The sequence below is a fragment of the Streptomyces violaceorubidus genome (assembly GCF_000717995.1).
Lineage (GTDB): Bacteria > Actinomycetota > Actinomycetes > Streptomycetales > Streptomycetaceae > Streptomyces > Streptomyces violaceorubidus.
Genome location: NZ_JODM01000059.1, coordinates 1 through 12156, shown reverse-complemented (window position 1 = coordinate 12156; position 12156 = coordinate 1). Strand labels below are relative to the sequence as shown.

Below are 12156 nucleotides of genomic sequence, written 5' to 3'. Positions count from 1 at the left end.
CACCAGGTCGATCGGCTTCGTGCCGTGCAGGGCGCCGTTCGCCTTGCCGCGTCCGCGCGGGGTGCGGATCGCGTCGTACACGTACGCTTCGGTGCTCACCTCGGGGTCCTCCCAGTGGGTGTGGGGCGGGTGGTGCGTCGATGGGGACGGTCGGCGGCTCAACCGAGGAGGGAGCGGCCGATGATCTCCTTCATGATCTCGGTGGTGCCGCCGTAGATGGTCTGGACGCGGCTGTCGAGGAAGGCCCGCGCCACCCGGTACTCGCTCATGTAGCCGTAGCCGCCGTGCAGTTGCAGGCACCGGTCGACGACCCGCTTCTGGAGTTCGGTGGCCCACCACTTGGCCATCGAGGCGTGCACGGGGTCGAGCTGCCCCGCCACGTGCTCGGTGATGCAGCGGTCCAGGAAGGTGCGGGTGACCGCTGCCTCTGTGGCCATCTCGGCGATCTCGAAGCGGACGTGCTGGAGCCCCGCCAGCGGCCGGCCGAAGGCCTCGCGCTCCTTCACGTACCCGGTGGTGACGTCGAGGATCTCCTCGGCCGCCGCGGCGGCGCCGACCGCGATGGCCAGCCGCTCCTGGGCGAGGTTGCCCATCAGACAGGTGAAGGCGCGGTTCTCCTCACCGAGCAGGTTCTCCTTGGGGACGCGTACGTCGTTGAAGAACAACTCGGCGGTGTCCTGGGCCTTCTGTCCGATCTTCGCGAGGTTGCGGCCGCGTTCGAAGCCCTCCGCGCCGCGTTCCACGACGAGCAGGCTCTGCCCCGCGCTGCCGCCCTCGGGCGTGGTGCGGGCGACCACGACGACGAGGTCGGCGAGGATGCCGTTGGAGATGAAGGTCTTCGAGCCGTTGAGCAGGTAGTGGTCGCCGTGGTCGGTGGCGGTGGTGCGGATGCCCTGAAGGTCGGAACCGGCCCCGGGTTCGGTCATGGCGATGGCGGTGACGATGTCCCCGGAGACGAAGCCGGGCAGCCAGCGCCGCTTCTGCTCCTCGGTGGCGAGCCGGGTGAGGTAGGGGCCGACGATGTCGTTGTGCAGGCTCAGGGCCAGTCCGGAGGCTCCGGCGCGGGCGAACTCCTCGATGAGCACCGCGCTGTAGCGGAAGTCTTCGGTGCCACCGCCGCCGTACTCCTCGTCGACGGCCGGCCCCAGCAGGCCCTGCCGTCCCGCCGCGTACCAGACCTCGCGGTCGACGATGCCGTTGCGTTCCCAGCGTTCGTGGTGCGGGACCACCTCCTTGGCGAGGAAGGCGCGCACGGTGTCGCGGAAGACTTCGTGATCGGGGTCGTACAGGTCTCGCTGCAAGGTCACAGCCAACTCCTCACTCGCTCGATCAGCCGGGCGGGCTCCGCTCCCACGGGCGTGACGTTGAGCATCGTCACGCCCGACTCGCGGAACGCCTCGACGCGTTCGCGGACGTGGCCCTCGGGACCGGCCAGGCAGATCTGTTCCAGCAGTTCGGCGGGGACGGCGGCCTCCGCGTCCTTCTTGCGGCCCGCCAGGTAGTGCTCCTGGACGGCGGCCGCGGCGGCCTCGTAGCCGTAGGAGCAGATCAGGTCGTGGTAGAAGTTGCGGCCCGGGGCGCCCATGCCGCCGACGTACAGGGCGACGGTGGGGCGCATCAGGTCGCGGACCGCTTCGGCGTCGTCGTCGATGGCGAGCAGGCCGCCCGCGACGACGGCCAGCGGTCCCAGTGCCCGGTCGCGCCGTGCGGCGCCCTCGGCCAGGGCCTGGCCCCAGACCTTGGCGGCGTGCTCCGGGGCGTAGAGGAAGGGCAGCCAGCCGTCGGCCAGTTCGGCGGTCATCCGGACGTTGGCCGGGCCGAGCGCGGCGACGTGGACGGGGATGGTGTCGCGCACCGGGTGGGTGAGCAGCTTCAGGGGTTTGCCGTGGGTGCCGCCCTTCTCGGGGGGCAGGGGCAGGTCGGTGATGCCGTGGTGCTCGATCACCTCGCGCCGCCAGATCCGCCGCGACAGTTCGATGACCTCGCGGGTGCGGCCCAGCGGGCGGTCGTAGCGGCGGCCGTGCCAGCCCTCGACCACCTGGGGCCCGGAGGCGCCGATGCCGAGAACGGCCCGGCCGCCGGTGAGGGCGTCGAGTCCAGCGGCGGTCTGGGCGATCAGGGCGGGGCTGCGCGAGTAGACGTTCAGGATGGCCGAGCCGATGCGCATGCGCTCGGTCCTTGCGGCCAGATAGCCCATGATCGTCGGGGAGTCGAAGCCGTACGCCTCGGCCACCCACACGGCGTCGAGTCCCGCGGACTCCAGGGCGGCGGCCCGGTCCGCGGCCGCCCGCGGGTCGCCCGTGTACGTCAGCGGTGAGGACAGTTCCATCAGCGGTGGCCCTTCGGGGGTTCGGACAGGCGGGGCAGGTCCCAGTCACGGGCCACCTCGGCGGTGTGCGCGCCGGGGACGGCGGGCGGCAGGCGCAGGGTGCCGGGGGTGGCGGAGAAGCGCGGGGCGGGCGCCGGCTGGGTGACGCCGTGGGCCTCGGTGTAGGTGCCGCGGCCGGTCAGGTGCGGGTGCTCCGCCGCCTCGCGCAGGGACAGGACGGGGGCGACGCAGGCGTCGGTGCCCTCGAAGACGGCTGTCCACTCCGCGCGGGAGGCGGTCTTGAAGCGGGCGGTGAACCGGGCCTGCAGTGCGGGCCAGTTGCGCGGGTCGGCACGGTCCGGCAGGTCCTCGCCGTCCAGGCCCAGCAGGGCGACGAAGGTGGTGTAGAAGCGCGGTTCCAGGGCGCCGACCGCCATCCAGCCGCCGTCGCCGGTCTCGTAGACCCGGTAGTACGGGCAGCCTCCGTCGAGCAGGTTGCTCCCGCGGACCTCGCGCCAGGTTCCCGCGGCGAGCATGCCCCAGAAGAGCGCGGTGAGGTGGGCAGTGCCGTCGACGATCGCGGCGTCCACCACCTGGCCGCGGCCGGTGGTGCGGGCGGTGAGCAGCGCGGCCAGGACGCCGGTGGTCAGGTAGAGCGAGCCGCCCGCGTAGTCGCCGAGCAGGTTGGCGGGGACGGCGGGCGGTCCGTCCGCCGCCCCGATCAGGGAGAGGGCGCCGGCCGTGGCGATGTAGCCGATGTCGTGACCGGCCAGGGGCGCGAGCGGCCCCCGCTGGCCCCAGCCGGTCATCCGGCCGTACACCAGGGCGGGGTTGGCGGCCATGCACTCCTCGGGGCCGACCCCGAGCCGCTCGGCGACGCCCGGGCGGTACCCCTCCACCAGGATGTCCGCGCGTGCGGCCAGGGCCCGTACGGTGTCCGGTCCGCCGGGTGCCTTGAGGTCGACCACGACCGAGCGCTTGTTGCGGTTGGTCACGTCGTGGGCGGGGTCGCCGGCGAGCGGGCCCGGGGTGGGCCGGTCGACGCGCACCACGTCGGCGCCCAGGTCGCCGAGCAGCATCGCGGCGAACGGGCCGGGGCCGATGCCGGCCAGCTCGACCACGCGCACGCCGTCCAGCGGCCCGGCGCTGACGCGGGTGGGGGGATCAGGGTGGTGGCTCATGGGTTCCTCTCTCGGGGCGCGGGGGCTCGCCGCCGCACGACCGGGACCTTACTGAGCGTTCGCTAAGAACGTAGAAGCGTCCAGGCGATCGGTCAACGTCCCGAACGGCGGGAATTTACGCGGTACTTGACGGCCAGGGGGGACCGAGCCGCGCACTGCCCCGGTGAATTGGCCGCACCTCTCCCGCAATCACTTATCGATCGCTAAGCTCCCGGGGCAGGCACTGATTCCGAGGAGACGTCGTTGAGCACCGAGCAGAGCCAGGACAGCACGACCACGGCGCGGCACTGGCGTTCCTACGGGCCGCTGGACCTGCACCCGATCCTGGTGCACGCCATGGCGGCCTTCAACGAGCACGGCTACCACGGCACTTCGGTACGGCACATCGCCGGCCGGGTCGGCGTCACCGTGCCCGCGCTGTACTACCACTACGAGAACAAGCAGGCCCTGCTGGCCACCCTGCTGGAGATGTCGATCAAGGACGTCCTGGACCGCTGCCGGGCGGCCGCCGCGGAGGCGGGGCCCGCTCCGCTGGCGCGGTTCTGCGGCATGGTCGAGTCGATCGTGCTCTCCATGGCCCACCGCAGGTCGCTGGCGTTCCTGGACACCGAGATACGCAGCCTGGAGCCCGCCAACCGGGCGCGCTACGTGGCCCTGCGCGACTATCTCCAGCACATGCTGCTCGACACGGTCGAAGCCGGCCGCGCCGAGGGCGTGTTCACCACCCCGATCCCGGCCGACGCCGTCCGCGCGGTCCTCATCATGTGCCAGGGCGTCGCCAACTGGTTCCGTCCCGACGGACCGCTCACCGCGGAACAGGTCGCCGAACGCCACGTCCTGCTGTGCCTGGGCACCGTGGGGCACCCCGTGCCCTCCCCCGCCCTCCAGGACCCGGCACCGTACAGCTCCCGATGACATCGACGAGAGGACACCTCATGGACCGGCTCGAGGCCCGTACCCGCTTCCAGGAGCTCCGCGAGACGAGGGGCCGGGTGGAGGCTGCCGCCCTGGACGAGGTCTGGGCCGTACTCGACACCGTCCGGCCCGAGGAGATCCTCGGCGAGTGGAAGGGCGGCGAGTTCGACACCGGCCACCCGCTCAACGGCGAGCTGGCGAAGGCGGGCTGGTACGGGAAGACCTTCGCCTCGGTGCACGACGCCAAGCCGCTGATGTGCCGTGACGCGGCGGGCGAGCTGTACTCCAACCTGGAGCTGGGCAAGGGCGAGGCCAGCCTGTGGACCGTGGAGTTCCGCGGCGAGTCGACGGCCACGATGGTCTACGACGGCCGGCCGGTCCTCGACCACTTCAAGCGGGTCGGCGACACCACCCTCATGGGCATCATGAACGCCAAGGGCGTGCCGGCCGAGGGGCCTTACTACTACTTCTTCCTGGAGCGCGCGTGAGGCGTGCCCGCGCCGCGGTCGTCCGGGAGCCGGGCGCCCCGTTCACCGTCCGGGAGGTGGAGCTGGAGGACCCGCGCCCGCGCGAGGTGCTGGTCAGGATGACCGCGGCCGGCGTGTGCCACACGGACCTGGGGATCCAGGCACGCTGGCCCCGGCGGCTGACCCCGATGGTCTTCGGCCACGAGGGCGCCGGCCGGGTCGAGGCGGTGGGGGCGGAGGTGACCGGTGTCGTGCCGGGGGACGCCGTCTGCCTCACCTTCGCCAGCTGCGGTGCGTGCGAGCAGTGCGCCGCGGGGCATCCGGCGTACTGCGACGCGGCGCGCGGCCTCAACCTCTCCGGCGGGCGCGGGGACGGCAGCACCCCGCTGCGTCTCGACGGCGCCCCGCTGCACGGCGGCTTCTTCGGGCAGTCCAGCTTCGCGACGTACGCCGTGGTCCACGAGCGCGGAGTGGTCAAGGTGCCCGCCGACCTCCCGGCCGCCCTCGCCGCGCCCCTGGGCTGCGGCGCTCAGACGGGCGCGGGGACGGTGCTCAACCGGCTGCGTCCCGAGCCGGGGACCTCGTTCGTGGTCCTCGGGGCCGGCGGGGTGGGGCTGAGCGCGCTGATGGCCGCGGTGGCCGTGGGCTGCGATCCGGTGGTGGCCGTCGACCCGGTCGCCTCCCGTCGGGACCTGGCCGTCGGGCTGGGGGCCCGCGCGGCGCTCTCCCCGGGCGACGGTCTGGTCGCTGAGGTGCGCCGGCTGACCGGCGGCGGGGCGCATCATGTCGTGGAGACCACGGGTCGGCCCGAGGTGCTCGACCGTGCCGTCGCGGCGCTGCGTCCGCGCGGTGCGCTCGCCTTCCTCGGCCTCGGTGGCGAGGTGACCTTCGACATCATGCGCCTGATGACCAAGGGGGTCCGCCTCCACGGGGTGATGGAGGGCGACTCCGACCCCGCCCGCTTCGTCCCCGAGCTGATCGCTCTGCACCGGCGCGGCCTCTTCCCCGTGGACCGGTTGGTCACCACCTTCGCCTTCGAGGAGATCGGCGCCGCCGTGGCCGCCATGCGCGACGGCAGCGCGGTGAAGCCGGTCCTCACCTTCGGCTGAGGAGGTGCGGGGCGGGCCGGGAGGCCGGGGTGCCGAGGGGGGCGCGGCAGCCCCCGGGACCGGGTGCCCGGAAGGCCGGGGCGGTCCGGGGGAGGTGTGATTGACTGAACCGCATGGTCCCGCCCCCGTACCCGCCCGTCCGGCCGTGACCGCCGATCCGACCACGGCCGCCCGGCCCCGCAACCGCAGGCAGCTCATCGTCGAGGCGGCCGGCCGGGTCTTCAGCGACCGCGGCTACCACCGGGCGTCCATGGAGGAGATCGCCGCCGGCGTGGGCATCACCGCGGCGGCCCTGTACCGGCACTTCCCGAACAAGTACGCGCTCTTCGCCGAGTGCGCCGACGTCATGGCCCAGGGACTGGTCGCCGCGCTCGACGAGGTGCCGCCCGGGGCTCCCCTGGCGGATGTGCTCGCCGCCGTCACCCGGGTCACCGTGGCGTACCGGGCGGCGGGGGGCGTGTACCGGTGGGAGGCCCGGTACCTCAACCGCGAGGACCGTCGGCGCCTGCGGGGGAAGTTCGCCCGGATCGTCGGGCGGGTCGACGAGGCGGTGCGGCGGGAGCATCCGCCGGCCGACGAGCGCTTGCGGGCCGTGGCCGCCCTCGGTGCGATCGGTTCCGTCACGATGCACCGCACCTCGATCGCCGCCCGCCGGGCGGAGAGCCTGCTGACGGCGTCGGCACTGCGCGTGGCCGCCGCCGGACCGGGCGCCGCGCGGCAGGACGCGCACCCGGTCGAGCTGCCCGCCCAGCCGGTGCCGCGCACCCGGCGCGCGGAGATCCTCGCCGCCGCCATCCCGCTGTTCGCGCGGGACGGGTTCGCCAACGTCACCAACGGCCAGATCGCGCGGGAGGTGGGGCTGGCCCCCTCCGCGCTCTACCGCCACTACCCCGGCAAGGTCGACATCCTGGCGGCGGCGTGCCTCCAGGCGGCGGGTCTGCTGGCCCAGGGAGTGGAGCAAAGCCTGCACCGGGTGGCCGGCCCGCACGAGGCCGTGGCCGCACTGGCGGCCACCTACGTCGCCTACAGCTTCGAGTACACCGCGCTCAACAGCGTCGCCGAGGCCGAGTTGGCCGGTCTCCCGGCGGATCTGCGGCGGCCCCTGGTCCTCGCCCAGCGCGAACACATCGCCGTCTGGGAGCAGCAGTTGCGGCTGGCCCGCCCGGAACTGGACCCGCGCCAGGCCCGGGTGCTGGTGCACGCCGGGTTCGGGGTGGTGGTCGAGGCCGGACGCAGACTGCGCTGGCAGGACGGCCCCGGCCACCGTGACACCGTGACCGCGCTGGTCGTGGCGGCCCTCGGCCTGTGAGCGGGCGAGGGGACCGGGCGGACCGGGGGTGGTTCAGGCGCCCGGCCTGTTCCCGGTGGGGATGGTGATCGGGGTGGTGGTCCCGGACGAGCCCTTGTTGAGGAACAGCATGGCCAGGGCGCGCACGAACTGGTCGACCATGTAGAAGGTGCCGGGCATGACGGGCGACAGCCCCTCGCGGAACTTGATGTACGCCGGCCAGGCGGTGCGGACCAGGACGGCCGCCACGGGGTCCCGGCGCAGGCCCAGCCAGTCGCCGACCTCGTCGCTGAGGACGTAGCGCACGAACTCGTTCAGGAACCCGCGGGTGACGCCGAGGTCGATCTGCGCCGTCAGGCCCAGCAGTTGCTCGGCAAGCTTCACGCCCTCGGTGGTCGGGGCGAGGATCGGGGTCAGCACCTGCGCGGACTGCGCCTCCGCGGCCGCCCAGGTCTTGGGGATGTACTCGTCCGGCACGCCCAGCAGGTGGAGGGCGACCTGCCAGGAGTGCAGGAACGCCTCCTGGTCCTCGGCCGGGAAGGGAACCTTCCACTCGATCAGCTTGCTGCGTACGTAGGTTCCCAGGCTGTGGAAGGTGACCAGGATGTCGGCGGCGCTGATCGGGATGTCCTGGTCCGCGCCCGATGTCCAGTGCGCGGACCGCGGCAGCAGGTGCCGGACCGCGGCGTGCACCAGTCGGGTCTTGTTGGCGGTGACGACGAACTGCCCGGTCGGCTCGAAGGCCTTCAGCTGGGACAGGTCGTAGCCGAAGGTGAAGGTCTTGGCGGCGCGGTCCTGCATGTCGGCGCCGCCCGCCGACCAGTAGACGCTCCTGGCCTCGCGCGGGATGACGGTGCTCATGATGCCGCTGCCGAGGCCGTACAGCATGAACAGGTAGGTGTCCCGGCGCCGGTTGAAGTCGGCCGCGCGGGTCAGCTTGGCCTGGTCGGCCCAGGAGGGCAGCTTGTTGACCTGCCGCAGGTGCGCGGTGAGCTCGGCCGGGAAACCGCTGGGCAGCGGGTCGGCGTTGTTCACCCAACCGGCCATCGCGGTGTTGATCGACGGGACGCTGCCGTTCTCCAGCAGCGCGGCCATCAAGGGGTCCGTCGCGCTGTCCCACACGTACTCCGGATCGGCACCGGCGCCGCTGCCGGCCACCGAGTCCGCCGACGGCCACGCCCACGCCTTCGCGCTGTCCGCCACGCCCACGAGCCCGAGGGCCACTCCGAGCGACAGGACTCCTCGCCTGCTGAGATTCTCCATTGACTTAACCAGCTTCCCTGGGGTCAGACGGTTCACTGCGTCGTTCTCGCACGTCAGCTGAGCGACCACCACGTTTCAAGCCCTGCCGAGTGATGTGATTTCTCATTAACATAGCGAGGCGGGTCGACGGGAGCAATGGGCGTGACGAAGGGTTCCTGGGCGGCTTGGTCCGGCAGGGGCGGGCGGGCCGCGCACGCCGAACCGCCGTGCGGTGCGGGCCGGTTCGCCGACGCGGACGGCCGCGGGGGCCGTCGCTGCGGTCCCTGCCGTGTCGCCGTGGCCCTCTCCCGTCACCGAGCTCGACTTCGGCCACCGACCGGCAGCCGGCACGGGAGGAGGCAGAGCACACGTGTGACTGCATATGTGCCCCGCTGTTCATGGAGACACGTGCCTCGCGCTCATACTGGCGACATGAATACGACCGATGTTTCTCGTCCCTCCGCCTCCGAGCATCCCGCCCCGGCGCAGCCGTCCGCCGCCGAACTGGTGGAGCAGGCGCGGGAACTGGTGCCTGTGCTGCGTGCGCACGCCGAAGAAGCGGACCGCACCGGTGAGATGCCGGAGACCGTCGTGTCGGCCCTGCGCGACGCGGGGTTCCTGAGCCTTCAGGTGCCCAGCGCCCTCGGGGGGCCGGGCGCCGACTTCCGTACCGCCTTCGACGTCTTCACCGAGCTGGGGCGCGGCTGCGGGTCCAGTGCCTGGCTCGCGATGGTGCTGTCCGGCGGGGCGTACATGGCCTCGCTGCTCGGCGAGCGGGCGCGCACGGAACTGTGGGGGACGGACCGCAGAGCGGTCGTCGCCAGCCGGCTGCCCGCCGCGGGCACGGCGAAGGCGGTCGACGGGGGGCTGGTGGTGTCCGGCCGGTGGTCGCCCACCTCGGGTATCCGCCACTGCGACTGGGTGATGGTGGCGGTGGCGGTGGCGACCGGCGCCGACGCGGACCTCGCACTGGCGGTGGTTCCGTCGGCGTCGGGACGGGTCGACGCCACGTGGGACGTGACCGGCCTGCGGGCCACCGGGAGCGACACGGTCGTCTTCGAGGAGGTGTTCGTGCCGGACCACCGGGTGCTGTCCTTGACCCGGATGGTGACCGGGGGCTACGCGCAGGACCACCCGGACGAACCCCTGTGCGCGGCGGCCGTCGTCCCGGCCCTGACCGTGACCCTCGTGGCTCCGCTGCTCGGTATGGGCCTGGCCGCCCTGGACCACACGCGGGAGCAGCTGAGCGCTTCGGCCCACCGGTCCGGGTCGGCGAGCGTGCAGCACGCCGTGGCCGACGCCGCCGCCCTCATCGACTCCGCGCGACTGCTGCTGCTGAGGGCTCTGGGCGACGTCGAGTCGGACATCGCACGGCGGACCCAGCCCGCGGAGCTGGTGCGAGCCCGTATCCACATGGACGCCGCCGTGGCGGCACGGAACCTGCGACAGGCCGTCCGGCACCTGCTCACCGCGCTCGGCAGCGCGGCCTTCTCGTCCGCATGCCCGGTGCAGCGCGTCTGGCGGGACATGGAGGTCGCGCTGTCCCACACGAACATCGTCCCGGCCCCGAACCGGGAGGCCTACGGCCGGGCGCTGCTCGGCCTGACGGACGGGGCGGCGCACTGACGCGAAAGACCGGGGACAGGAAGGGGCGGGACGGCTGATCTCGGCCGATCTGGTCCTCGTGCCGGGAGAAACAAACCTGCCTTATCAGACATGTATGCTCTCTTACGCCGACAAGGCAGACGCGTGAGAGAGCACATGTCAATGACAGAGCACCTGTCTCTGCGCGAGCACATGTCCACACGTGCGGAGCAGACGGAGGTGCAGATGTCGACGAATCCGTTCGAGGACCAGGACGCCGGCTTCGTGGTGCTGGTGAACGACGAACGGCAGTACTCGTTGTGGCCGGTTTTCGTCGAGGTTCCCGCCGGCTGGACCGTCGTCTTCGGCGAGGCCTCACGCCAGGAGTGTCTCGACCACGTCGAGCGCACCTGGACCGATATGCGGCCGGGGAGCCTGGCCGACGCCATGGACGGCGGCTGACCGCGAGTCCGACCCGGATCACCGCAGCCCCGCCGCCCGGCCCTGTTCGCCGGCCTTCGACAGCGACCCCCAGGTGGAGACAATGGCCGAGTACACGGGCGACAGGTGGCCGCTGACCGCCGGACAGCTCGGGATATGGAACGCCCAGCAGCTCGAACCCCGCAGCGCGGCCTACAACATCGCCGAGTACGTGGAGTTCGAGGGCGCGCTGGACGTCGACCTGTTCCTGTCCGCGCTGTCCCGGCTGGTCGAAGAGGCCGATCTGGCACATGTGCGGTTCGAGATCGCGGAGGACGGCTCGGTCGCGCAGCGGTTCGCCCCCGACCCGCAGTGGCGTCCCGTCTTCCTGGACCTGCGCGGCGAGGCGGAGCCGCGGGCGGCGGCACAGGCGTGGATGCGGCAGGACGTGGGGCGTCCCGTCGATCTGCTGAAGGGCCCTCTGTTCACGCAGGCGCTTCTCGCGGTGGGGGACGGCCGCCACCTCTGGTACCAGCGGGTGCACCACATCATCGGTGACGGTTACAGCGGATCGCTGATGGTGAGGCGCTGCGCGGACATCTACACAGCACTGGCGCAGGGAACCCCGGTGGAGGAGGGTGCCTTCCCGTCGTCGGTCCGGCTGATCGAGGACGATGCCCGGTACCGGACGTCAGCGCGGTTCCAGGCCGACCGGGAGTTCTGGAGCGAGGCTTTCGCCGACCTGCCCGACCGGCCCGACCTGCCCGACCTGCCCGACCTGCCCGACCTGCCGGCCGTGGACGCTCACAGCGGGTCCGCACCGCTGGACGGTCCGGCCCGGTGGTCGCAGGAGATCGCGCCCGGGACGGCGGAGGGTCTCAGGGCACTGGCCCGGGAGCTGCGGACGGGTCTCTCCGCCGTGCTCATCGCGGCCGCGGCACTGAGCACGGGCGCCCGTACCGGTTGCGACGAGGTGGTTCTGGGCATCCCGGTCCTCGGCCGCAAGGGCCGGGTGCAGCTGACCACTCCCGGCATGATGTCGAACATCCTGCCGGTCCGGTTCCGCCTGCGGCCGGACCGGACGGTGGCCGAGTTGGTCCGCGACGTCTCGCGCACCCTGCGTGCGGCCCTGCGGCACGACCGCTACCGCTATGAGGACATCGTCCGGGATCTGCGTCTCGTCGGCCGGGCGCCCCTGTTCTCCGCCGTGGTCAACGTGATGCTCTTCGACCACGACACCCGCTTCGGCGACATCCCGGTCCGGGTGCGCGGGCTTTCGGGCGGGGAGTTCCACGACCTGTCCCTCACCGTCCGGGAGTCCCGGCCCGGGGCCCCGGTGACCGTCACGGTCGAAGGCCATGCCGCCGCGTCGGCGACGGAACGCGGCGAGCGTGCCGCCGAGTACTTCCGCTCCGCCCTGCGCATGCTGGCCGGCGCGGGACCCGGTGACGTCGTCGGCCGGTGGGAACCCTTGGGCGACGCCGAGCGGAAGCGGTTGCTGGCCTGGGGGACCGGCCCCGCGCAGGAGGTGCCGGAGGCGACACTCGCCGGACTGTTCGAGGCCCAGGCCGCCCGCACCCCGCACGCCACCGCCCTCGTCTTCGAAGACACCCGACTCACCTACGCCGAACTCAACACCCGC

The 12156-nt window shown here is 72.6% G+C and carries 11 protein-coding genes; 7 read left to right on the top strand and 4 right to left on the bottom strand.

The window, feature by feature from the left end; genetic code table 11:
- Positions 1-158 precede the first annotated feature (158 nt).
- From IE94_RS0133265 to IE94_RS0133255, 3 genes are read right to left on the bottom strand one after another with little or no spacing between them, the layout of a single operon-like run.
- Complete coding sequence (locus IE94_RS0133265) at positions 159-1307, bottom strand: long-chain specific acyl-CoA dehydrogenase (RefSeq protein WP_106978139.1); 1149 nt, start codon at positions 1305-1307, stop codon at positions 159-161.
- Entirely contained in the window at positions 1304-2329 is a 1026-nt protein-coding gene (locus IE94_RS0133260) for an LLM class F420-dependent oxidoreductase (RefSeq protein ID WP_030191892.1), read from the bottom strand. The genes IE94_RS0133265 and IE94_RS0133260 overlap by 4 nt, the downstream gene beginning before the upstream one ends.
- On the bottom strand, positions 2329-3489 hold the full coding sequence (locus tag IE94_RS0133255) for a CaiB/BaiF CoA transferase family protein (protein ID WP_051777846.1): 1161 nt from the start codon (positions 3487-3489) through the stop codon (positions 2329-2331). The genes IE94_RS0133260 and IE94_RS0133255 overlap by 1 nt, the downstream gene beginning before the upstream one ends.
- 243 nt (positions 3490-3732) lie before the next feature.
- Between IE94_RS0133255 and IE94_RS0133250 the strand changes: the two genes are divergently transcribed.
- The 4 genes from IE94_RS0133250 to IE94_RS0133235 all read left to right on the top strand — a co-directional run bounded on the left by IE94_RS0133250 (position 3733) and on the right by IE94_RS0133235 (position 7289).
- Positions 3733-4404 (top strand): TetR/AcrR family transcriptional regulator, encoded by a 672-nt coding sequence (locus IE94_RS0133250; RefSeq protein ID WP_030191888.1) that lies wholly within the window; start codon positions 3733-3735, stop codon positions 4402-4404.
- A gap of 20 nt (positions 4405-4424) precedes the next feature.
- Positions 4425-4892: a DUF4334 domain-containing protein gene (locus IE94_RS0133245; RefSeq protein ID WP_030191885.1), complete on the top strand. Its 468-nt coding sequence runs from the start codon at positions 4425-4427 to the stop codon at positions 4890-4892.
- The gene (locus IE94_RS0133240) at positions 4889-5980 is read left to right on the top strand and encodes an NAD(P)-dependent alcohol dehydrogenase (protein WP_030191882.1); all 1092 of its coding nucleotides are present in this window, start codon (positions 4889-4891) and stop codon (positions 5978-5980) included. Before IE94_RS0133245 ends, IE94_RS0133240 begins: the two co-directional genes overlap by 4 nt.
- Positions 5981-6080: 100 nt before the next feature.
- Positions 6081-7289, top strand: coding sequence for a TetR/AcrR family transcriptional regulator (locus IE94_RS0133235; RefSeq protein ID WP_078606674.1), 1209 nt, complete (start codon positions 6081-6083; stop codon positions 7287-7289).
- A 33-nt stretch (positions 7290-7322) separates the two neighbouring features.
- Here the strand turns inward: IE94_RS0133235 and IE94_RS0133230 are convergent, their stop codons facing one another.
- Entirely contained in the window at positions 7323-8531 is a 1209-nt protein-coding gene (locus tag IE94_RS0133230; RefSeq protein WP_030191876.1) for an oxygenase MpaB family protein, read from the bottom strand.
- 411 nt (positions 8532-8942) lie between these two features.
- On the opposite strand from IE94_RS0133230, the gene IE94_RS0133225 reads away from it, so the two are divergent.
- From IE94_RS0133225 to IE94_RS0133215, 3 genes are all read left to right on the top strand, one after another.
- Complete coding sequence (locus tag IE94_RS0133225; protein WP_167343998.1) at positions 8943-10136, top strand: acyl-CoA dehydrogenase family protein; 1194 nt, start codon at positions 8943-8945, stop codon at positions 10134-10136.
- A 204-nt stretch (positions 10137-10340) separates the two neighbouring features.
- Positions 10341-10556: an MbtH family protein gene (locus IE94_RS0133220; protein WP_030191872.1), complete on the top strand. Its 216-nt coding sequence runs from the start codon at positions 10341-10343 to the stop codon at positions 10554-10556.
- A gap of 82 nt (positions 10557-10638) precedes the next feature.
- Positions 10639-12156: condensation domain-containing protein (locus IE94_RS0133215; protein WP_030191870.1), on the top strand; the 1518-nt coding region annotated here is incomplete at its 3' end.

What these genes read in the sequence shown, in the direction of transcription:
- IE94_RS0133255 (WP_051777846.1), bottom strand. Translation starts at nt 3,489, where the DNA reads ATGAGCCACCACCCTGATCCCCCCACCCGCGTCAGCGCCGGGCCGCTG.
- IE94_RS0133260 (WP_030191892.1), bottom strand. Translation starts at nt 2,329, where the DNA reads ATGGAACTGTCCTCACCGCTGACGTACACGGGCGACCCGCGGGCGGCC.
- IE94_RS0133220 (WP_030191872.1), top strand. Translation starts at nt 10,341, where the DNA reads ATGTCGACGAATCCGTTCGAGGACCAGGACGCCGGCTTCGTGGTGCTG.
- IE94_RS0133230 (WP_030191876.1), bottom strand. Translation starts at nt 8,531, where the DNA reads ATGGAGAATCTCAGCAGGCGAGGAGTCCTGTCGCTCGGAGTGGCCCTC.
- IE94_RS0133245 (WP_030191885.1), top strand. Translation starts at nt 4,425, where the DNA reads ATGGACCGGCTCGAGGCCCGTACCCGCTTCCAGGAGCTCCGCGAGACG.
- IE94_RS0133225 (WP_167343998.1), top strand. Translation starts at nt 8,943, where the DNA reads ATGAATACGACCGATGTTTCTCGTCCCTCCGCCTCCGAGCATCCCGCC.